Origin of the sequence: Methylopila capsulata, assembly GCF_016907975.1 — a bacterium.
GTDB classification, from domain to species: domain Bacteria; phylum Pseudomonadota; class Alphaproteobacteria; order Rhizobiales; family Methylopilaceae; genus Methylopila; species Methylopila capsulata.
The window spans coordinates 257669-279510 of sequence record NZ_JAFBCY010000002.1 but is presented as its reverse complement, the minus strand read 5'-3'; the positions used below and the strand labels follow the sequence as shown (position 1 = coordinate 279510).

17 protein-coding genes are annotated in these 21842 nt (G+C 72.8%); 10 read left to right on the top strand and 7 right to left on the bottom strand.

The window, feature by feature from the left end; translation table 11 throughout:
- Positions 1-92: 92 nt before the first annotated feature.
- From JOD31_RS07015 to JOD31_RS06975, 9 genes are all read left to right on the top strand, one after another.
- Positions 93-1376 carry a glutamate-5-semialdehyde dehydrogenase gene (locus tag JOD31_RS07015; protein WP_204949590.1) on the top strand — a complete coding sequence of 428 codons (1284 nt, stop codon included), beginning with the start codon at positions 93-95 and terminating at the stop codon, positions 1374-1376.
- Between the two features lie 65 nt (positions 1377-1441).
- Positions 1442-2011 carry a nicotinate-nucleotide adenylyltransferase gene (locus tag JOD31_RS07010; protein ID WP_204950398.1) on the top strand — a complete coding sequence of 190 codons (570 nt, stop codon included), beginning with the start codon at positions 1442-1444 and terminating at the stop codon, positions 2009-2011.
- 150 nt (positions 2012-2161) lie between these two features.
- Entirely contained in the window at positions 2162-2542 is a 381-nt protein-coding gene (gene rsfS, locus JOD31_RS07005) for a ribosome silencing factor (RefSeq protein ID WP_020187938.1), read from the top strand.
- Positions 2543-2555: 13 nt separating this feature from the next.
- Positions 2556-3038 (top strand): 23S rRNA (pseudouridine(1915)-N(3))-methyltransferase RlmH, encoded by a 483-nt coding sequence (gene rlmH / locus JOD31_RS07000; protein ID WP_204949589.1) that lies wholly within the window; start codon positions 2556-2558, stop codon positions 3036-3038.
- A gap of 311 nt (positions 3039-3349) precedes the next feature.
- Positions 3350-4669: a murein hydrolase activator EnvC family protein gene (locus JOD31_RS06995; protein WP_204949588.1), complete on the top strand. Its 1320-nt coding sequence runs from the start codon at positions 3350-3352 to the stop codon at positions 4667-4669.
- Positions 4669-5997 (top strand): S41 family peptidase, encoded by a 1329-nt coding sequence (locus tag JOD31_RS06990; RefSeq protein ID WP_204949587.1) that lies wholly within the window; start codon positions 4669-4671, stop codon positions 5995-5997. Before JOD31_RS06995 ends, JOD31_RS06990 begins: the two co-directional genes overlap by 1 nt.
- Positions 5998-6118: 121 nt before the next feature.
- On the top strand, positions 6119-7309 hold the full coding sequence (locus JOD31_RS06985; RefSeq protein ID WP_204949586.1) for a divergent polysaccharide deacetylase family protein: 1191 nt from the start codon (positions 6119-6121) through the stop codon (positions 7307-7309).
- 7 nt (positions 7310-7316) lie between these two features.
- Positions 7317-7820 carry an RNA pyrophosphohydrolase gene (locus tag JOD31_RS06980; protein WP_204949585.1) on the top strand — a complete coding sequence of 168 codons (504 nt, stop codon included), beginning with the start codon at positions 7317-7319 and terminating at the stop codon, positions 7818-7820.
- Positions 7817-9472, top strand: coding sequence for an AMP-binding protein (locus JOD31_RS06975; protein ID WP_204949584.1), 1656 nt, complete (start codon positions 7817-7819; stop codon positions 9470-9472). The genes JOD31_RS06980 and JOD31_RS06975 overlap by 4 nt, the downstream gene beginning before the upstream one ends.
- Before the next feature lie 240 nt (positions 9473-9712).
- On the opposite strand, the gene JOD31_RS06970 is transcribed toward JOD31_RS06975, so the two are convergent.
- From JOD31_RS06970 to JOD31_RS19740, 7 genes are all read right to left on the bottom strand, one after another.
- Positions 9713-10663: a cupin-like domain-containing protein gene (locus JOD31_RS06970; RefSeq protein ID WP_204949583.1), complete on the bottom strand. Its 951-nt coding sequence runs from the start codon at positions 10661-10663 to the stop codon at positions 9713-9715.
- Positions 10660-13236: a GNAT family N-acetyltransferase gene (locus JOD31_RS06965; RefSeq protein WP_271206132.1), complete on the bottom strand. Its 2577-nt coding sequence runs from the start codon at positions 13234-13236 to the stop codon at positions 10660-10662. The genes JOD31_RS06970 and JOD31_RS06965 overlap by 4 nt, the downstream gene beginning before the upstream one ends.
- Positions 13237-13381: 145 nt before the next feature.
- The gene (locus JOD31_RS06960) at positions 13382-13936 is read right to left on the bottom strand and encodes a DUF924 family protein (protein ID WP_204949581.1); all 555 of its coding nucleotides are present in this window, start codon (positions 13934-13936) and stop codon (positions 13382-13384) included.
- Positions 13933-14415, bottom strand: a complete 483-nt coding sequence (locus JOD31_RS06955; RefSeq protein WP_204949580.1) for a DUF3429 domain-containing protein — start codon at positions 14413-14415, stop codon at positions 13933-13935. The genes JOD31_RS06960 and JOD31_RS06955 overlap by 4 nt, the downstream gene beginning before the upstream one ends.
- A gap of 25 nt (positions 14416-14440) precedes the next feature.
- Positions 14441-15196, bottom strand: coding sequence for a TIGR02186 family protein (locus tag JOD31_RS06950; RefSeq protein ID WP_204949579.1), 756 nt, complete (start codon positions 15194-15196; stop codon positions 14441-14443).
- On the bottom strand, positions 15193-16113 hold the full coding sequence (locus JOD31_RS06945) for a sulfite exporter TauE/SafE family protein (RefSeq protein WP_204949578.1): 921 nt from the start codon (positions 16111-16113) through the stop codon (positions 15193-15195). Before JOD31_RS06945 ends, JOD31_RS06950 begins: the two co-directional genes overlap by 4 nt.
- A gap of 94 nt (positions 16114-16207) precedes the next feature.
- A complete protein-coding gene (locus JOD31_RS19740; RefSeq protein ID WP_204949577.1) occupies positions 16208-19687 on the bottom strand; it encodes an SEL1-like repeat protein in 3480 nt (1159 codons plus the stop codon).
- 248 nt (positions 19688-19935) lie between these two features.
- Between JOD31_RS19740 and JOD31_RS06935 the strand changes: the two genes are divergently transcribed.
- Positions 19936-21735, top strand: a complete 1800-nt coding sequence (locus JOD31_RS06935) for a glucan ABC transporter ATP-binding protein/ permease (protein ID WP_204949576.1) — start codon at positions 19936-19938, stop codon at positions 21733-21735.
- Positions 21736-21842: the final 107 nt, after the last annotated feature.

The following is a 21842-nucleotide window of genomic DNA, read 5'->3' as shown; positions in this document are numbered from 1 at the left end:
TTGGGACCTCGCGCAGGTCCGTTCAGCGCCCACGGTGTAATGACGCGGCTTCCGAAACGCGCTAAAGGGCGCGTTCCCTTGGAGGTTCAGCCATGTCCGCCGCCGCCGAACGGCTCATCGAGATCGACGCCATCATGCTGGAGGTCGGCCGCAGCGCCCGCGCCGCCGCGAAGACGCTCGCGCTCGCAGCCCGCCCGGCGAAGGACGAGGCCCTGAAGGCCGCGGCGCGCCGCCTGTTCGCGACAGAGCGGCAGATCCTGACCGCGAACGAGGCGGACCTCGCGGCCGCCCGCGCGTCCGGCGTCGCCGCGTCCTTCCTCGACCGGCTGACCCTCACCCCGGCCCGGATCAAGGGCATGGCCGACGGCCTCGAGGCCGTCGCGGCGCTCCCCGACCCCGTGGGCGAGACGACCGCGGCCTGGACGCGGCCGAACGGCCTCGCGATCGAGCGCGTGCGCACGCCGCTCGGCGTCATCGGCGTGATCTACGAGAGCCGGCCGAACGTCACCGCCGACGCCGGCGCGCTGTGCCTCAAGGCCGGCAACGCCGCGATCCTGCGCGGCGGCACGGACAGCTTCCGCTCCTCGGCCACGATCCAGTCCGCGCTCGCCTTCGGCCTCGCCGAGGCCGGCCTGCCGGAAGACGCGGTCCAGCTCGTGCCGACGCGCGACCGCGCGGCTGTGGGCTCCATGCTCGCGGGCCTCGACGGTAACATCGACGTCATCGTGCCCCGCGGCGGCAAGGGCCTCGTCGCCCGCGTGCAGGCCGAGGCGCGGGTGCCGGTGTTCGCCCATCTCGACGGCAACAACCACGTCTTCGTCGCGGCCGGCGCCGACCTCGCCATGGCGCGGTCGATCCTGATGAACGCCAAGATGCGCCGCACCGGCGTCTGCGGCGCCGCCGAGACGCTGCTGGTCGACCGCGCGGTCGCAGCCTCCCACCTCTCGGCCCTGGTGACGGACCTGCTCGACGCGGGCTGCGTGGTGCGCGGAGACGCGGAGACCCGGCTGGTCGATCCGCGCGTGACGCCCGCGACCGACGAGGACTGGCGCACCGAGTTCCTCGACGCGATCATCGCGGTTCGGGTGGTCGACGGTCTCGAGGGCGCGCTCGCTCACATCGACGCCTACGGCTCGCATCACACCGACGCGATCGTCACGGCCGACGAGGCGGAGGCCGCGCGCTTCCTGGCCGAGGTCGACAGCGCCATCGTGCTGCACAACGCCTCGACCCAGTTCGCAGACGGCGGCGAGTTCGGCTTCGGGGCCGAGATCGGCATCGCCACCGGCCGCCTGCACGCGCGCGGGCCGGTCGGGCTGGAGCAGCTGACGACCTTCAACTACCGCGTCCGCGGGACGGGCCAGACGCGTCCGTGAACCGCCAAGCCCGGGGAGCGGCGGGTCGCGTCGGCACGCCGGTGCTGCCGCCGCACGCCCCGGGCATGCGGATCGGCCTGTTCGGCGGCTCGTTCAATCCGGCGCACGCCGGCCATCGGCTGGCGACGCTCACCGCCATGAAGCGGCTGAAGCTCGACCGGGTGTGGTGGCTGGTGACGCCCGGCAATCCGCTGAAGGACAACGCCGAACTGCCGCCGGTGGCGGCGCGGGTCGCCGCGGCGCAGGCGGTCGCGCGTCATCCCCGCATCGTCGCCACCGGATTCGAGGACGCCCTCGGTGCCCGGTTCACTCATGACACGATCGCGCATCTCGCCCGACGGGCGCCGGGCGTCGCCTTCGTGTGGATCATGGGGGCCGACAGCCTCGAGACGTTTCACATGTGGGAGCGCTGGCGCGCGATCGCGGCCAAGGTCCCGATCGCGGTGGTCGACCGCCCCGGCGCGACGCTCTCCGCGATTCGCGCCCGGGCGGCCGCGCGCATGGCGGGACGGCGCGTTCCGGAGGCCGCCGCGGCCGAACTCGCCGGCTCGCCGCCGCCGGCCTGGACCTTCCTGCACGGCCCCCGTTCGCCGCTGTCCTCCACCGCGCTGCGCGGCGTCCGACAGGATTCGTGAACGCTGCGGCGCTTTCCTGGGTTGAGGCGGTTGAAAAAGGCCCTGCGAAGCCGTTAATGTGGAAGCGGTCGGAGGAGCCTCCGGCTTAAGAGGACGGCTGACGGAAGGCGAAGACCCCTGTCCACCATAGCGCTGAAGGAGACGCCGTTGATGGCGCCTCATATCGGCGGCGGAGCGCCCGATGCGGCGAACCCGGCGCTGCTTCACCTCATCCTCGATGTGCTCGACGACAACAAGGCGGAAGACACCGTGGTCATCGACCTGCGCGGAAAATCCGCGCTGGCCGACGAGATGGTGATCGCCACCGGTCGTTCGAACCGGCACGTGGGCTCGATCGCCGACAAGCTGGTCGAGGAGCTCCGCGCCCAGGGGCACGGCAAGGCCCTGGTCGAGGGCCTGCCCCATTGCGACTGGGTGCTGATCGACGCCGGCGACGTGATCGTTCACGTCTTCCGTCCGGAGGTCCGCGCCTTCTACAATCTCGAGAAGATGTGGTCCGCCGACCGTCCGGTGGAAGCCTCGGCGTCCTGATCGCCGCGCCGCGATGCGTCTCGTCATTGCGGCCGTCGGCCGGCTGAAGGCCGGGCCCGAACGCGAACTCCTGGGCCGCTACGTCGAGCGCGCCGGCCAGGTCGGCCGCGGGATCGCGCTGTCCGCGCCGGAGCTCGTGGAGCTCGACGAGAGCCGCGCCCGCAGGCCGGACGACCGAAAGCGCGACGAGGCCGCGGCGCTTACAGCCGCGCTCGACCCCAGGCTCCTGATCTACGCGCTGGACGAGGGCGGCAAGTCGCCCTCGAGCGAAGCCTTCGCCGCCGACCTCGGCCGCCGCCGGGACGACGGCGCGGCGGGCGTGGCCTTCGTGATCGGCGGGGCGGACGGGCTGGCGGAGGAGTTTCTGGCGCGCGCCACCGCGAAGCTCGCCTTCGGCGCGATGACCTGGCCGCACCAGATCGTGCGCTTGCTGCTCGCCGAACAGCTCTACCGCGCCGCGACCATCCTCGCAGGTCATCCCTACCACCGGTCGTGAGATCCTGAAGCCGGCCGCCCTCTTCCCTTCTCCCCTTGTGGGAGAAGGTGGCGCGGAGCGCCGGGTGAGGGGTCATCCGGGACATCCTGAAGCGATGGAGGTCGTCCCGGACGACCCCTCACCCCAACCCTCTCCCGCAAGGGGAGAGGGGGACCGCGACGGCGCGCCTATCCTCGACCGAGCCGGCCAAGCTTGCGCGTCGAGACCCGCGCTCTTCCGCGATGGTTTTCCACCGCCCCGTTGCGGGCCGGCCGAAAACCCGGCAGGTGTGGTTAGCGAAACCTTAAGCCTCAGGCCGCTCAAATCCCCCGATGAGCCGACTTCGCCTTCTCCGCGCGCTTGGGCTCGGCGCCGCCTTGGCCGCGGCGTCGGGCGCGTTCGCGCGCGCCCAGGACGGGCCGCCGCCGGCCGTCTCCGAGGACCAGCGCAAGGCGCTCGACGAGAAGCGCGACGCGCTGCGGCTGGCCGACGAGGAGCGCCAGCGCATCGCCGCCGAGATCGAGGCGCTGAAGGGCGAGCGCGGCAAGCTGCAGGCCGCCCTGATCGACGCCGCCGGCGCCATTCGCCAGCGCGAGCCACAGGTCGCCGAGCGCGAGACGCGCATCGCCGAGATGGCCGAATCGGAGCGCCAGCTGAAAGCCTCGCTGCTCGCGCGGCGCGGCGTTCTGGCGGAAGTGATCGCCGCGCTGCAGCGCATGGGACGGCAGCCGCCGCCGGCGCTGCTGGTCCGCCCCAACGACGCGCTGGAGGCGGTGCGCTCCGCGATCCTGCTCGGCGCGGTGGTGCCGGACATGCGCGCGGAGGCCGAATCGCTCGGCTCGGACCTGCGCGAAATGTCCCGCCTCAAAGGCATGATGACCGACGAGCGCGACGAGCTGGCCGGCGAACTCGCCGACCTCGGACGCGAACGCGCGCGCCTCGCCGCGCTGGTGGACGAACGCCAGCGCCGCATGGGCGCCCGCGAAACGGATCTCGCCGACGAGACCGCCAAGGCGCAGGCGATCGCCCGCGACGTCAAGGACCTCGAGGGGCTGATCGCCCGCGTGGAGCAGGAGGTCGCCGGCGCCCGCGCCGCGGCCGAGGCCGCGCAGGCTGCGGCTGCGGCTGGCCGGCCCGCCGGCGACGAGACGCGGCGCAAGGTCGACCTCGCGGCCCTGCACGACGCCACCAGGCTGGCGCCGGCGCTGCCGTTCGCGGAGACGCGCGGCATGCTGCCGCTGCCGGTGTCGGGTCAGAAGCTTCGCGACTTCGGCCGGCCGAACGGCGCGGGCGGCGCGGAACAGGGGCTTTCGCTCGCCACGAGGCCCGGCGCGCCGGTCACGGCGCCCGCGGACGGCTGGGTGGTCTACGCAGGGCCGTTCCGCTCCTACGGGCAACTCTTGATCCTCGACGCCGGCGGCGGCTATCATATCCTTCTTGCGGGAATGGAGCGGATCACCGTCGGCCTCAAGCAGTTCGTCCTCAAGGGCGAACCGGTGGCCGTGATGAGCGGGGATCCTTCCGGAGCGACGCCGACCGCCGCAGCCGGAGCTCAGAAATCCGTGCTATATGTCGAGTTCCGCAAGGACGGCGGCTCGATCGACCCGACCCCATGGTGGGCCGGCGTCCCAGGCGAAAAGGTAGGCGGATGATGCGAAAGGTTTCCCTGGTCCTGCTCGGAGCCGTCCTTGGCGCCTCCGCGGCGGGCATGGCGCTTCAGCCGCGGGCGTTCTTCGGCTCAGCCGCGGAAGCGGCCGGCAACGCCGACACCTACCGGCAGCTCAACCTGTTCGGCGACGTGTTCGAGCGCGTGCGCTCCGACTACGTCGAGAAGCCGGACGACGCCAAGCTGATCGAATCGGCCGTCAACGGCATGCTCTCCGGGCTCGATCCCCATTCGAGCTTCATGGACGCCAAGGCGTTCAAGGACATGCAGACGCAGACCTCCGGCGAGTTCGGCGGCCTCGGCATCGAAGTGCAGATGTTCGAGAACCAGATCCGCGTCGAAGGCGCGATCGACGACACGCCGGCCGCGCGCGCCGGCGTCCGCGCCAAGGACATCATCACCGAGCTCGACGGCAAGTCGATCCAGGGCCTCAGCCTGAACCAGGCCGTGGAGAAGATGCGCGGGCCGGTCAACACGCCGATCGAGCTGACGGTCCAGCGCGAAGGCGCGACCGAGCCGGTCAAGATCAAGATCGTCCGCGACGTCATCCGGATCCGTTCGGTGAAGTTCAACGTCGAGGGCGACGACATCGGCTACATCCGCGTCAGCCAGTTCAACCAGCAGACCTTCGAGGGCCTGAAGAAGTCGCTCGAGGACTTCGACCAAAAGATCGCCAAGGACAAGCTCAAGGGCTACGTGCTCGACCTGCGCAACAACCCGGGCGGCCTGCTCGACCAGGCGATCGCGGTCTCCGACGCGTTCCTCGAGCGCGGCGAGATCGTCTCGACCCGCGGCCGCAACCCCGACGAATCGCAGCGGTTCAACGCGCGCTCCGGCGACCTCGCCAAGGGCAAGCCGATCATCGTGCTGGTGAACGGCGGCTCGGCCTCGGCCTCCGAGATCGTGGCCGGCGCGCTGCAGGACCACCGCCGCGCGACGGTGCTCGGCACGCGCTCCTTCGGCAAGGGCTCGGTCCAGACCATCATCCCGCTCGGCGGCAACGGCGCGATCCGCCTGACCACCGCGCGCTACTACACGCCCTCGGGCAAGTCGATCCAGGCCAAGGGCATCGTCCCGGACATCGAGAGTGTCCAGGAGATCCCCGAGGACGTGAAGGGCAAGGACGAGACCAAGGGCGAGGCCGGCCTGAAGGGCCACCTCAAGAACGGCGACGACGAGGCGTCCGGCTCCTCGGCCTATGTTCCGGCCGACAAGAAGGACGACAAGCAGCTCAACTACGCGCTCGACCTGCTGCGCGGCATCCAGAGCAACGCCAACTTCCCGCCGGCGGCGAAGTCCTCCAGCGCGAACTGACGCCGGCGCCGTCCGACCTGATCTTCCGCGGCCGTCTCCGGCGAAAGCCTGAGGCGGCCGCGGTGCGAATCCGCTATGATTCGCACCGCGCCATCGGGAAGGCGCGCAACGATCCGGGGCGATGACCCACGACGATCTCGAGAAGCCCGTGGAGGGCAGACTGGCGAAGACGCGGGCCGCGGCCGCGCGTCGGCGTCCGCGCGTCGATCCGGCGCTGGTCGTCGCGGTCGCCGCCGTAGCGGTCCTCGCGTTCGGCGGCGTCTGGGCGATGGTCGTGACCGACCCGCTCGGCGGCCAGCCCGTCATGACGGCGGCGATCGAGCGCCGCGGCGCTCCCGCCCCGGAGGCTGCGGCGGCGCCCGAGACCCACGCCGAAGCGAAGCCGGAGGCCGCGGCCCGCGACGGGGTGCCGATCGTGCGGCCGGGCGATCCCATGCCGAAGAGCGGTCCCGTGATCATTCGCGTCCCCGGCGCGGAGGACGCGCGCCCCGCCCGCGGGGGGGCGCCCGCGGCGCCGGGCGAGATCGACAAGGCGCTTCTGGAGGACAGCCGCTACGGCGGCCTGCCGCGCGTCGCGGCCGACGGCCGGCGGCCGCTCGACGCCTACGCCCGCGGCGCGGAGACCGCCACGGGCGCGCGGGTCGCGCTGGTCGTCGGCGGCCTGGGCGTCGGCCGAGAGGCGACGCTGCAGGCGCTGGCGGCCTTGCCGGCTGAGGTCTCGGTCGCGTTCTCTCCCTACGGATCCGACGTCGCCGATCTCGTCGCCAAGGCACGCGGCGGCGGCCGCGAGGTGCTGCTCCAGGCCCCGATGGAGCCGTTCGACTACCCCGCCAACGACCCCGGCCCGCAGACGCTGCTGACCAACCTGCCGGCGTCCGCCAACCTCGAGCGGCTGCGCTGGTCGCTCGGCCGCGCCGAAGGCTATGTCGGCCTCGCTCCGCTCGCCGGCGCCCGCTTCCTCGAGACCGAGCCGGCGCTGCAGCCGATCTTCGTCGAGCTCGCCCGGCGCGGGCTGATGTTCATCGGCGGCGCGCCCAACCGCGCCGACAAGGCCTCGCCGATCGCGAGCCAGGCGGGGCTGCCCTTCGCCCGTCCCGCCGTCGTGGTCGACGCCGCGTCCGACGCGGAGGGCGTCGACGTGGCGCTCGCCCGCCTCGAACGCGAGGCGCGCTCCGGCACGGTCGCCGTCGGCTGGGCCACGCTGTCGCCCCTGCTCCTGAAACGCGTCGACATCTGGCGGGCGGGTCTGGCGGAGCGCGGCGTCGCGCTCGTGCCCGTCAGCGCCGCCGGCGGCGCGCAGACCCGATCGTGACTGGCCCATGACCGATCTTCCCTACCGCCGCTGCGTCGGCATCATGCTCGTCAACGCCGACGGCCGCGTCTTCGTCGGTCGCCGCAAGGGCGGCGACGTCGAGCCCAGGGCCCGCGCCTACGAGTGGCAGATGCCGCAGGGCGGGATCGACCGGGGCGAGGAGCCCCTGGCCGCCGCCAAGCGCGAGCTCTACGAGGAGACCGGCGTGTCGTCGGTCGAGCTGATCGCCGAATCCCCCGCGTGGTACGCCTACGACTTTCCGCCGGAGGTGCTGGCGCGCACCCGCTCCGGCCGCTACCGCGGCCAGACGCAGCGCTGGTTCGCCTTTCGCTTCACCGGCCCCGACGCCGAGATCGACGTGGCCTCGCCCGGCGGCCACAAGGCCGAGTTCTCGGACTGGCGGTGGGCCGACATCGCCGAACTGCCGGAGCTGATCGTGCCGTTCAAGCGCGGCGTCTACGACGAGGTGCTCAAGGCCTTCGCGCCGGTCGTCAAGGCGGCCGACGCGTGAGCGGCGGCGGGCCGGCGCGGCTCGGCGAGGACGCCGTGCTTCTGCCGGAGATCAGGGACTACGACCGGCTCCGCGCCGCCTTCGACTGGAACCTGCCGGCCCGCTTCAGCATCGCCGAAGCGATCTGCGACCGTTGGGCGATCGACGAGCCCGACCGCGTCGCGGTGCTCGTCAAGCGGCCCGGCGAAGCGCTCGTCCCCACCACCTACGGCGAGATCCGCACGGCCTCCCATGCGTTGGCCGCGGGCCTCGCGGCGCGCGGGGTCGTGCGCGGCGACCGCGTCGGGGTGATGCTGCCCCAGGGCGCGGAGGCGATCGTCGCCCATGTGGCGATCTCCCGGCTCGGCGCCATCGCCATGCCGCTCGCGCTCGCCTTCGGGCCGGACGCGCTGGCGCACCGCCTGACCGACTCCGCCGCGAAGGCCGTCGTCACCACGGCGGGCGGGCTGGAGCGGCTGGCCGGCATGGAGACGCCCGCGCCGGCGCTCGAGATCGTGGTCTCAGTCGACGGCGCCTCCGGCGACGCGCTCGGCTACGACGCGCTGCTCGCGGAGGGCGGAACGGCGCCCGAGGTCGAGCTTGGGCCCGAAGCGCCCGCGCTGATGATCTACACCTCCGGCACGACCGGCGCGGCCAAGGGCGCGCTGCACGCCGGCCGGGTGCTGATCGGGCACCTGCCGGGCTTCCGCATGACCCACGATTTCCTGCCGAGGGCGGGCGACCGCGCCTGGACGCCGGCGGACTGGGCCTGGGCGGGCGGCCTGCTCAACCTGGCGATGCCGGCGCTGCACTATGGCGTGCCTGTCGTGGCGCAGCCCCGCGCCAAGTTCGATCCCGAGGCGGCCTTCGCGCTGCTGGAGGAGGCCGAGATCCGAAACGCCTTCGTGCCCCCCACCGCGCTCCGGCTGATGGCCGCGGTCGCGAAGCCGCGCGGGCGCTTCCGGCTGGAGCTGCGTTCGGTGGTGTCGGCCGGCGAGGCGCTGGGCGAGGCGGCGTTCCGCTGGGCCCAGGACGAGCTCGGCCTCACCGTCAACGAGGTCTACGGCCAGACCGAGTGCAACTACGTGCTGGCCTCCGCCGCAGGCGTCGGCGTGTCGCGCCCGGGCTTCGTCGGCAGGCCGACGCCGGGCCACGAGGTGGCGCTGTTCGACGCCGACGGACGGCCCTGCGCGCCGGGCGAGCCGGGGGAGATCTGCGTGCGCCGGCCGGACCCGGTGATGTTCCTCGGCTATTGGAACCAGCCGGAGGCGACCGCGGCCAAGTTCCGCGGCGACTGGATGACCACCGGCGATCAGGCGGTCATGGACGCCGACGGCTACGTGCGCTTCGTAGGCCGCGACGACGACGTCATCACCTCGTCCGGCTACCGCGTCGGCCCGACCGAGATCGAGGATTGCCTCTCCCGCCATCCGGCGGTCGCGCTCGCGGCGGTCGTGGGCAAGCCCGATCCGACGCGCACCCAGATTGTGAAGGCCTTCGTGCAGCTGCGCGAGGGCGTCGTCGGGGATGACGCGCTGGTCGACGCGATCCGCACGTTCGTCCGCGACCGGCTGTCGGCGCACGAATACCCACGCGAGGTCGAGTTCGTCGCCGAACTGCCGCTGACGACCACCGGCAAGGTCATCCGCCGGCTGCTTCGCGAGCGGGGATAAGCGGCGGCGGCGAGAAGATAGAAGGACAAGCGCGGGAAATCCCTCCCCTGGCACAGGGGAGGGTGGACGGGCGGAGCCCGGCCGGGTGGGGTGGGGCGCCGAATGAAGCTCAGGCGCGGCGGCCGCGCCCTACGCCCGAAGGCCCTACCCGACCCTTGGCTGCGCCAAGGGCCACCCTCCCCACGCCTTCGGCGCGAGGAGGGATTCGCGCGTCATGTTCTGAAGCGTCGAAGCGCGGCGTCAGGCGGCCTTCTTCTCGGCGGCCTTCTGGGCCTCGTAGTAGTAGTTCGCCTTCTTGCCGAACACGACCGAGCGCAGCAGGCGGCGCATGGTCTCGTTGCGGCGGAGCGGCTCGATCGCCGAGCGGGCTGCGGTGTAGGCCGCGACCTTGAGGCCGTCGAGCGCCGGCTTGCGGCCGGGGGCCGCCTGGGCGAAGCCCTTCTCGCGCAGCCAGGCGTTCATGAACAGCAGCTTGTTCCGACGCACCACGTCCGCCGAACGCCAGGTGATCGCCATCGAGATGGAGTAGTCGTCGCCGGTGCGGACCCAGTGCGGGACCTGGTACGGCACGAACACGCCTTCGCCGGGCTTGAGGTCGTAGACCGTCGCCCGCTCCTCGAACTTCGGCTCGTAGGGCAGGTTGCGGTGCTTGGACGGCGCGCTCTCCAGCAGCTCCTCCGACACCAGCGAGCGGTCGTCGTTGTCGAACAGGTGGAAGAACTTCGGGCCGCGGATCTGGACGAAGAAGTTGTCCTCGTTGTCGCTGTGGAACGGCGTCACCGAGTTCGCGGACGACACGAAGATGTAGCCCTCGATGTCGCGGAAGCTCGCGCTGTCGAGGCTCGTGTGGCCGAGCTGCTTCGCGATCGACAGCAGCGCCTCCTCCATCATGGCGCGGTAGGCCGGCACGCTCTCGACGCGCTTCAGCACCATCCAGGCCCCGGCGGTCTCGATCTGCGCCACCACCTCCTCGGGCGTGAGACTCACCAGCGGGGTGTCCTCGGCCTTCTGGTTGGGCTGCAGCTTGCCGGAGTTGTACTCGAACCGGTCGCGCTCGAGCTCCTTCGTCAGCGCGATCAGCCGCGGCAGCTGCAGCAGCGGATGCGAGGCGAGATCGTGCTGAATGCGGAAATGGCGGAGCGGGTAGGAGGCCGCGAGATCCGTCGCGGCGGCGCTGAGCGTTGCGGTCATCGAACGAGTCCTTTTGCGCGGAGGTAGAGGTCCCGCAGCTGGACGCGGGCGCGGCGGCGCAGGCGTTCAGAGGCGGCGGCGAGGGCGAGGGTGCGGTCGGCCCCGGGACGCGAGGACACCATCAGGTCGACGAGGGCGAGCTTGTCGCGCCAGATGTGATCGATCATCGGGTGGTTCGCGATGGCGGTGGAGTCGACGCTGTCGATCTCCGGGTCTTCGAGCAGGCGGCGCGTGAGTTCGAGCGTCAGATGCACGCCCGGCGAGTTCTTGGCGAAACGTTCATCGTAGGCCGTTTTATAATACCATGCGCGGCGGCCGTTCACGAGCACCAGCGCTGAGGCGACGACGGCGTCGCCGGCCGCCATCTCCAGGAAGCGGACGTCGCCGTTCGCGGCGAGGTTCGCGATCGTCTCGCGGATGAAGGCGAGCTGGTCGGCGTGGTCGCGCATCGACGTGCCGCCCTTGCCCTTCCATCCGCTGGCCTCGAGGGCGAGGAAACGGTCGAGCGCGGCCGGAGTCTCGTGCGCCGCGCGGGCCTCGGAGAAGACGATGGGGGCTTCGTCGCCGAGGCGGCGCAGCTGGCGGCGCAGCTCCTTGAGCTTCTTCGACGACAGCGAGGCGGTGAGAAAGGCCTCCGGATCGGCGCCGGTGACGAGCAGGGCGCGGCCGTAGCCGTCGATGCGCTCCGAGGCGCGGCCGGTGGCGGCGAGCGCCGTCCGCAGGGCGATGGCGGCGGGGCCGTGCTCGGGCAGCAGGCGGAACAGCAGCGTGGCGCGGCCCGAACGCGCGAGGCCGTCGAGCAGCGCGGCTGCGGCCTCGGCGGCCCGCGCGCCGTCGAGCAGGGGCGTGCCGAGCGGTCCGAGATAGGCCCACAGCGTGGTCGACGCGCCGCCGGTCCATGGCAACAGGCGGCGTGGGGTGATGGGGAGCGCGGCGAGCATCGAGCCGTCCGCGTGCCACACCACCGCGAAGCGGACGCGGCGGGCGGTCGACAGATGGGCTGCGGCGGGGATCGCGAAATCGGGCGCGGCGAAAGGCGTCGGCTCGGCGGCGCGGGCGGCGAGATCCGCCCAGGCGTCGCGGACCCGCGTCATGGCCGCGACGTCGAGGATCTCGAAGCGGGCGCCGGAGGCGGCGCCGAGGTCGAGCGCGGGCGCGGGGCCGGCCAGCCCCATGTCGGTCGCGCCGGTCGCGACGCTGTCGGCGACGCGCGACAGCCGCGAAACGACGGGACGGCCGCCCGGGCCGCGGCCCCAGGGCAGGGCGCCGAGGCCGAGCCGGCGGCGGGTGATGACAAACAAGAGGATCGACTCCATCACCAGGGTGAGCGAGGTGGCGGCCGCGGCGCCCATCATGCCGAAGGGCGGCACGAAGGCGACCGCGAGGGCGAGGTTCAGGACGAAGGCGCCGCCGTAGACCGCGGCGCAGACGTTCTGCTGGCCGAGCATGTTGAGCAGGCGTTCGAGCGGGCCGACGGTCGCGCGGGCGAGCAGCCCGATCGCGATCACGAACAGCACGGGGTAGCCCTCGACGAAGGCCGGGCCGAACAGCCACAGGATCGGCCATCCGAGCGCCAGGATGATCATGGCGCCGCCGAGCGAGGGCCAGAACGTCCAGCGCGCGGCGTCGCGCACCATCGTCTCGAGCCGCTCGCGCTCGCCGGCGACGGCGTATTCGGTGAAGCGATGGGCGACCGCGGCCGAGACCGAGAACGAGACGAAGGCGACGAGCGACATCACCTTCACGGCGGCGTAGTAGACGCCGACCTCGTGCGGCTCGCGGAAGGCGGAGAGCACCAGCACGTCGGTGTAGGCGAGCAGCAGGTAGAAGCCCTCGACCATGAAGATCGGCAGCGACACCGCCATCCAGGTGCGCAGCGCGAAGGCCCGGGGGCCGCGCGGCGTGCGCGCGCGCAGCCGCTTTTCCAGCAGCGCGAGTTGGGCGATGGCGGTGACCCAGGTGGCGACGATGGTCGCGGCCATCGCGGTCACGGCGGTCGGGGCGTAGTCGGCCCAGCTCAGCGCCGCGAGCAGCGCGAGGATCAGCAGCGGCCGCACGAGATACGCCGGCGCCAGCGCGACGTCGATCCAGTTGTAGGTGCGGGCGATGCCGTCCTGGACGTCGGTCAGCACGTACATCGGCACGCAGACCAGCGCGAGCACCAGCGGGATCACCGCCCAGTGCTCCAGCGCGCCGCCGAACAGCCAGAGCGCCAGCAGGCCGACGGCCGCGACCGCGGTCGCGAACGCCATGGAGAGCACGCGGCTTCCGAGCAGGAACCCGCGCAGCAGCGCGTGATCGCCGCCGTCGGCGTATTCGGGGATGAACCTCTGCGGCGCGGAGGCGAGGCCGAGGCTGGTCATGCCGCCGAGCAGCAGCACCCAGGTCCAGACATAGACGTAGACGCCGTACTCGCTCTCGCCCATCCAGCGCGCGAGCAGGATCTGGGAGGCGAAGGCGATGCCGGCGTTGCCGACCCGGAACAGGAACGCCCCGCCGGCCACCTTCTTCGCGGTCGCCGTGTCGGAGCGGTCCGCCAGCAGCCCACGCAGGCGCGCGGCGAGGCGGGCCACGGGGGTCAACCCGCGCCGTCCTGCGGCGTCGCGGCCGTCATGGCATGCGCTTGCGTCGCTGGGCATTCGACGATCCCTACTCGATTGAGGCAATCAAATAACGCCGTCGCGTTTAAGGATGGGTTCGGGAAGATCGTAAACGAAGTCATCCCTGAAAGCCGCCAGTCTCGAGGTATTTCAGTTCAGCGGCGCTTGATCGCCGTCCAACTGCGCCGTTGCGATGGGGAAATCGTCCGAACCGTTCGATGATGTCGGCGTGGAGGACGGCCCATTGCAGGCTTTCGGCGTCGCCCGACGCGCGAAACAGCTCGATAGCGTGACGTTGCAGCGCAATATCTTCGGCATGTACGAACGGCATATAGAAGAACTGGCGCAGCGGCCAGGGCGTGCGGCGGTCGAAGCCGCGGGCGACGGCCGCCGTCGCGGCCTCCTGCGCGGCGCGGTCGGTCGCGAAGGCTTGGGTAGCGCCGCGAAACAGGTTGCGGGGCGCCTGATCGAGAAGGATCAGCAGGCCGAGCGCGCCGACCGGCGTCCCCGCCCAGCCGGCGAGGGCGCCCTCGGCCGCCGCGCGCCGCAGCCGACCGAGGCGGCGACGAACCCGCGCGTCGAAGGCGTCGCTTTGCGCGTACCAGCGGTCGGGGCCGGCCGCGCGCCAGAAGCCGACGGTCGCGACCGCGGCCTTCGGCGGAAGCGGCGTCATCCCGCGTAGCCGACGACCACGGCCGCCGCCACGATCGCGATGGCGGAGACCGCCGTCAGCACGAGGCGCAGCCGCCCGTACCAGCGCGGCGCCGCGAAACGCCCGGACCGCGCGGCGTCCACGATTCCGTGGCCGACGAGCCCGACCGCCAGCAGCGCGAGGCCGGCGGCGCCGCCGACCAGGAGGCCGACCCAGGCCCACAGCGGCGGGACCATGGCGCCGACGTAGAGCGCGCGGCGGATGTCGGGCGCGGGATGGCGCAGCGCGAGACCCCAGTGCGCGCCGCCGAGGAATGACAGGATGGTCGCGCCATAGGCCGTCAGCGCGAACGCGGCGTCGATCCCGAACACCACCCGGTGCTGGAGCGCGATCGCGAGCGCGAGCGCGATGAAGGGGGCGAGCCCGGCGAGGCCCAGCGCCAGCGGCGTCTCGGGGATGTCGCGGTCGTCGCCGGCCGGTTCGGATGCGATCAGCGTCATGGCGGCTCCGCGACGGCGGTCGGGCTCAATCCCGGCGGAACGCCACGCTCGCCGTCCAGCCGAAGGCGAGCGCGAGCAGCGCCGTCGCGACACCATAGGCGAGACGCCAGTTCTCCGCGAGCGCGGCGACGCGGTCCTCGAAGCCCGATTTTACCACCCGGAAGGTGATGGTCTCGCGCGCGATCGGCACGCCGCTCGCGAACAGGCGGACGTCCGCTTCGAAGGCGCCGAACGGGACGTTGGGGGGCAGGTGGAAGGTCGTGCGGAACAGCGTCGGGTCGAGGAAGACGACGCCCTTCGGCTCCTCGCGCCACAGGCCGCGCCCGGTCTGCAGGCGGATCAGCGCTTCGGAGAACTCCGGACGGCCGAGGTCCTCGCCGCGCGGCGCGGCCGCCGCCTTCAGGCCGAGCCGCTGCCCCTCGCGGATCTCCGGCGACAGCATGTCGTCGAGCGGGCGGGTCGAGAGCGTGGCGAGATAGGACGGCGTGCGCGGGAACCGGCGGCGCTCGCGGTTGACCCAGAGCCCCGCGGTCCGTTCCTTCTCGCGCACCTCGAGCGTGGTCGCCGGCCCGCGCACGGTGACCACGAGATCGTAGCTTCGCTGCAGCGCCTCGGTCTCGCCGTCCGGCCGGACGGCGCCGAACAGGGTGACGTCCGATCCGGCGTAGTTCGAGGCGATGGCGATCTGCTGCGAGGACAGCGCCAGCACCAGCTTCTCCGCCCGCGCCGGCCCCGCCGCGGCGACCAGCGCGAGAACCGCCAGGGCCGCCAGCGGCTTCACTTCGGCCGTCCCGTCGTCGAGACGGAGAACGGCTCCGCCGGCTGCGCCACGAGCTCGACCAGGAAGCGGGCGCCGACGGCCAGCAGCAGCAGCGCGAGCAGCAGGCGCAGCTGCTCGCCGCGCAGCTTCTGGCCGGCCCGCACGCCGAACTGCGCGCCGATCGACCCGCCGAGCATCAGCAGGATCGCGAGCACCACGTCGACCGAGGCGTTGACGGTCGCGTGCAGCACGGTGGCCGCGAGCATGGTGATCAGGATCTGCGCAAGCGAGGTGCCGACCACGACCGCCGTCGGCACGCGGAACACATAGACCAGCACCGGCACGAGCAGGAACCCGCCGCCGATGCCGAGCACGGCGCCGACGAAGCCGACGAACACGCCGAGGCCCACCAGCGGGATCGCGCTGACGTAGATCATCGACTGCTTGAACCGCAGCTTCAGCGGCAGACGGTCGATGAGGCTGCGGCCGCCGACGCGCCGGGCGGGCGCTGCGGGCTTCGTCTTGAGGAGCGCCTTCAGCGACTCCGTGAGCATGATCCCGCCGATCGCGCCGAGCAGCACGACGTAGGAGACCGCGATCACGACCTCGAGCTGCCCGGCGGCCCGCATGGCGTTGAAGAACCAGACGCCGAGCCCCGTGCCGACGACGCCGCCCCCGAGCAGCACGCCGGCGAGCTTCAGATCGATCGCGCGGCGGCGCCAGTAGGCGAGCGCGCCGGTGAAGGCGGAGGCGGCGATCTGGGGGGCTTCGGAGGCGACGGCGACGGCGGTCGGCACCCCGATGAAGATCAGCAGCGGAGTCATGAGGAAGCCGCCGCCGATGCCGAACAGGCCCGACACGAAGCCGACCGCGAGGCTCATGCCGATCACGAGCAGCACGTCCACCGGAAGTTCAGCGATCGGAAGATAGATCTGCATGGACCGCGACGCGCGGGCGGCGCGCCCGTCGCGCCGTCCCGTCAGATGTGGTTACGCCCGCCGGAGCGGGCGTTGTCAACGCGTCAGGCGCCGATCAGCGCAGCTGCATCGGGGCGGCGGCGGAGTTCGCGGAGGCCTGGTCCCAGCCGCCGGGAGGGGTGGGGACCTCGTTTGCGGCGGGATCGACCGCGCGCGGCTTGAAGTTCGTCACCAGCTGATCGGCGCTCGCGACGTTGGCGGCGCCGAGGGCTTTCGCCACGTCGGCCCGCTTGCGGCCGGCGTCCTGGTCGCCCTGTGCGCTTGCGAGCGAGAACCATTTGTAGGCGTCGGCCAGATCGCGCTTGCCGCCGAGCCCGCGGGCCTCGAGCACCGCGAGATTGTACTGGCTGTCCACCAGGCCGCGTTCGGCGGCCATGCGGAACCACACGATCGCCGCTCCGAAGTCCGGCTTGCCGAGGCCGCCCTCGGCGTGCAGCACGCCGAGATTGTGCATGGCGCGCACGTTGCCGGAGGCGGCCGCCTGCTCGTACCAGCGCCGGGCGATCGCGAGGTCGCGGGGCACGCCGCGGCCCTTCTCGTAAAGGCTGCCGAGGCGGTGCTGCGCCGGGGCGAGGCCCTGGACCGCGGCCTTCTCCAGCCAGCGGGCGGCGGCGACCGGATCGGCTTCGACGCCGCGGCCGGCGGCCAGACGGTCCGCGATCTCGAGCTGCGCCGAGGGATCGCCCTGCACCGCGCGCAGCCGGAGCATCGAGCCGCCGATCGAATCCGGCAGCGCGTCGCCGCGGTTGATCGAGCCGGTCACGATGTCGTCCGACTTCGGCGGAGCCGTGAACTTCTGGCCCGACGGATCGAGGGTCTGGGAAAAGGCGAAATCGGTGATGTCGGCGGCCTTCGCCCGCGGCGGCGCGACCTCGGCCCGCGGCTTCGGCGCCGGGGCAGGCTCGACGGGCTGCGGCTCCGCGGGCGCGGCGGGGGCCGGCTGGGGCGCCGGCTCCGGCGCCTGAAGCTGCGGGGCCGGCTGGGCGGGCGGCGCGCTCTCCGCGGTCGGGGCGGCCGGTTCGGCGGCCGTCTCGGCGCCGTGGTCGTTGATGCTGGTGGCGGCCTTCAGCACGCCCAGCACGATCAGGGCGGCCGCGATCCCGAGCAGGATCGGACGACGCCGGGCTTTCAGGACGGCCATGACGCCGGCGGCGCGCGAGCGGCGCTCGTCCGTCGCCAGCTCCGCAATCACGTTCTCGGCTTCGGGCGCCGGCCGCGTCACCGCGCGCCGGGCCGAGGCGATCAGCGCGGCGGCGCTCAGCGCGCCGACTTCGCCCGAGGGACCCTCGGGCTGCCGCTCGTGAGGGGCGTCCAGCAGGCCGTCGGTCCGGCGCTCGGCGCGCAGCGCCGCGCCCGGCTCGAGCGGGTGGTCGGCTGCGAGATCGGCGACCGGCCGGAAGGCGGCGTCGGCCGGCGGACGTCCGAAGCGCGCGGCGAGGTCGCCGGAGGCGTCGATTTCCTCCATCGCCCGGCGCGCGGCGGCGCGAGCGGCCTCGGTGGCGTCGACGCGCGGCCCGGGCGCCGTCTGCGGGCGGTCGTCGAAGGCGGACCGATGTTCCGCGAAGCCGACCCCGACGCCCTGGGCGTTCAACGCCTCGTCGATCGCCTCCATCCGGTCGATCAGGCGCTCGAGCGTGAGCCGGACAGCGTCCAGCGTGTCGGAGGTGCGCCGGTCGTCGCGCTTGGCGGCGGCCTTGATCTCGAGCAGGGCGTGGGCGAGCTGGTCGGAGCCGTCGGCGAGGGGCGTCGCGCTCTGGCCGACGTCGGCCCGCAGCGCCGCGACGGCGTTCCGTCCGGCTTCGGCGGCGGCCTGCTCGACCCGCGCGGCGAGCGCGGCGAAGCCGGCGTTGAGGTCGTCGAGCCGGCCGCCGGCGCGGTCCAGCCCGTCGACCACCTGTTCGATGCGCGTCTCGAGGCCGCCGAAGGTCTCTATACCGACGAAGGCCTTGGCCCCGCCGGCGTCCGCCTGCGCGGTCGCGATCAGGTGCTCGGCGATGCCGCGGACCGCCTCTTCGACACGTTCGGCGGAGGCGCCGCGGGCGCGGGCGGCGGCGGCGACCGCCTCGAGCCGGACGCCGAGACCGTCGATCTTCCCGGCGATGGCTTCGGCGCCGTCGGATCCCGAAGGGCGCCGGGCCAGCTCGAGCGTGAGCGCTTCGATCCGTCGGCCGATGTCGTCAAGCTTGGCGGCGGGCTGGGCGATCGCCGCGAGTTCGGCGCGCACGGCCTCGGCGACGCGCTCGGCGTCCGAGGACCGCGCGTCCGACGTCGCCGTCAGTTCGTCGATCTTGTCGATCAGCGCCGGGATCTTCGCGCCGAGCTCGTCCGTGGACAGCCCCTGCTGGCGCCGGCTCTCGAGCTTCGCGGTCAGGTTCTCGATCTGGCGGCTGAAGCTTTCCATCGCATCGGCGCTGGACAGGGTCGCGAGTTCGGCGCGCACCGCCTGGCCCATGCGCTCGGCTTCCTCGGCGCGCTGTTCCGCGGCGGCGGCGATGCCGTCGATCTTGCCGCCGAGAACCGCGACCTTGCCCGACAGCTCCGCGACCGCCTGCTGGGTCGGCGCGGCGGCCCGCTCCTGCGCGTCGAGGCGGGCGAGCACGGCCTGGATCTCGGTCGCGAGGCTCTCGACCGCGGCCATCGGCGGGAACTGCGTGAGCTCCTCGCGCACCTGCTCGATCCGCTGCGCCAGCGTGTCGAACAGCTCGGGGCTCGCCGGCGTCAGATGGTCGAGCCGCGCCGCGACGGCGCCGAGTTCGTCGGCGAAGCGGGCCAGCATCTGCGGGCTCGCCGCGTCGCCGCGCATCCTGTCGACCTCGGAGACGAGGGTGTCGATCGCCATCAGCGATACGGAATCGAGCCGGGCCGGCCGGTCCTCGCCGAGCCGGGCGGCCAGCGCCGCCATCTCGCGGGCGAGACCGTCGACCTCGGCGCGGGTGGGCATGTCGCGGATCGCGGAGCCGAGGGTCTCGATCTCTTCGCGCAGGCCGGCGACCGCGATCGGATCGACCATCGGCGCGGCGGGCGCCTGCGCGGCGTCGGGAGCGACGGCGGCGGGGAGGGGCGGAGCCTCCTCGTTCGCGTCCAGATCCTTCTGACGGGCGGCGATTTCAGCGAGCGCGGCGCGCAGCGAGCCGGGCTGGGTGGCCTTCGGCGCCGGCTCGGCCGGTGGAATGGGGGCGGGCGCCGGGGCTTCGGTGAGCGTGCGCGCGAAAACGGTGAGGCGCGCCTCGAGGTCGCCCGCCGAGGGCTCGGCGGAAGGCGCCGGGGCCGGCGCGACCGGTTCGAGCGCCGCGACCGCCGCCTGGGCTGCGGGCGCGTTGGCGTCCGACCGTTCGACCCACCGCGCAAGACCTTCGAGCGCGTTGGCGAGGCGGTCCTCGGTCTGGATGTTGCGCTGCGCCAGCATGGAGACCAGCTGCTCCAGCTCCGGCAGGGGAGAGGAGCTGTCGCCGTCGCGTCGCGCGTCCGAAAGGCGTTCCGCCAGCCGCTCCAGCCGATGGCCGCCTGCGTCGGCTTCGTCGGCGCCGGCTGTCACGTATCTCGGATCGCTCAAGCTCATGGCGCGCACCCTGGGCGTCGCCCCGTCCCATCGCGCCCGGCGGTCCGGCTCCGCGCGGCGGGTTAGGGGCTTTGATCGAGGCCGCGCCGGGCGTGGACCTCTCAACGCACAGTTAACGAAGAGGGTAAACAAGCTGTTAACGTGTGGTCCGGCCAGGGGCGGATCTTAAGGTTGCGTTACCGCGTCGCCTTGCGCCGCAGGCCGTTTTGGCGATCTTTCCAGCTATGTCCGTGCCCTCCGCCGCCGATCGCCCCGCTCCCGGGATTTTCGCCACCTACGTCCGCGCCATCGGCCTGCTCGGGCCGGAGCGGCCGCTCGCGCTGATGCTCGCGCTGGGCAACGTCGCGCTGGCGCTCGCCGCCTTCGCGGAGCCGGTGCTGTTCGGCAAGGTGATCGACAAGCTGACGCGGGGGGAGGCGGACGCCATCCCGGCGCTCGCCGCCGCCTGGGGCGCGGTGGCGCTCGCGGCCATCGTCGGCCGGGTTCTGGTCGGCCTCCACGCCGACCGGCTGTCGCACCGCCGGCGGCTGGCCGCCATGACCGAGGCCTTCGGCCATGTGCTGACGCTGCCGCTGAGCTTTCATCGGCGCACCCATTCCGGCCGCATCGTCAAGGCGCTGACCATGGGCGCGAACGCGCTCGCCGACGTCTGGCTGTCGTTCTTCCGCTCGGGGCTCGCGACGCTGGTGGGCGTCGTCGCGCTGCTGCCGGCCTCGCTCGCGCTCAACCTCTGGCTGGGGCTGATCCTGATCGGGCTCGTGGTCGTGTTCGGGATCGCGCTCATCGCGCTGCTGCGCAAGACCCAGACCCAGCAGGAGAACATCGAGGGCTACCACTCCGACCTCGCCCAGCACGCCGCCGACGCCATCGGCAACGTCGCGGTGGTGCAGAGCTTCGCGAGCGTCGGGCGGGAGATGGCTGTCGTGCGCGGGGTGATGCAGCGCCTGCTCGACGCGCAGATGCCGATCCTGTCGTGGTGGGCCTACGCCGCCGCCGCGACGCCCGCCGCCGGCACGCTGACGGTGCTCGGCGTGGTGCTGGCGGGCGCGGCGCTGAACGCGCAGGGGCTCGCGAGCGTCGGCGACATCGTGACCTTCGCGGCGCTCGCGACGCTCGTCGTCGCCCGGCTCGGCGACGCGGTCGCCCTCGTCAACATGGCGCTGCTGAACGCCCCGCGAATCGGCGAATTCCTGCGCCTGCTCGACGCCGTGCCCGAGGTCGCCGACCGCCCGGACGCGCGCGATCCCGGCCGGGTGCGGGGCGAGGTGACCTTCGACCGCGTCTCCTTCGCCTATGAGGCGGGGAGGCCGACGCTCGCCGAGGTCTCGTTCGAGGCGACGCCGGGCATGACGGTGGCGCTGGTGGGCGCGACCGGCTCGGGCAAGTCCACCACGCTGTCGCTGCTGCACCGCGCCTTCGACCCGCAGGAGGGCCGCGTGCTGATCGACGGGATCGACATCCGCGACATGACGCTGGAAGGACTGCGCCGGAACATCGGCGTCGTGTTCCAGGAGCCGATGCTGTTCGCGCGCTCCATCGCCGACAACCTCCGCGTCGGCCGGCCCGAGGCGACCGACGCGGAGCTCGAGGCCGCCTGCGCCAGGGCCGAGGTGCTGGACGTGGTCCGGCGCCTGCCGCATGGCTTCGCCACCGTTCTCGGCGAGCGCGGCGCCTCGCTTTCGGGCGGCGAGCGCCAGCGGCTCTCGATCGCCCGCGCGCTGCTGAAGGACCCGCCGATCCTCGTGCTCGACGAGGCGACCAGCGCGCTCGACGCGCACACCGAGCAGAAGGTGCAGGCGGCGCTCGACGCCGCGCGCGCCGGCCGCACCACGCTCGTCATCGCCCACCGGCTGGCGACGGTGCGCTCCGCGGACCGCGTGCTGGTGTTCGAGCGCGGGCGGATCGTGGAAAGCGGCTCCTTCGCCCGTCTCGCGGCGGCCGACGGCCCCTTCGCGAAGCTGGTCGCCGCCCAGGCGCTGGCGCACGCGGCCGACGAGAAGGATCCCGCGCCGCAGTTGGGGTGACGCCGGAGCGGGCGTCCCGGACGCCCCCTCATCCGGCGCTTACGCGCCACCTTCTCCCGCAGGGGGAGAAGGGAAAGAGCGCGCGGGCTTCTCCCCAAAGACCGTCC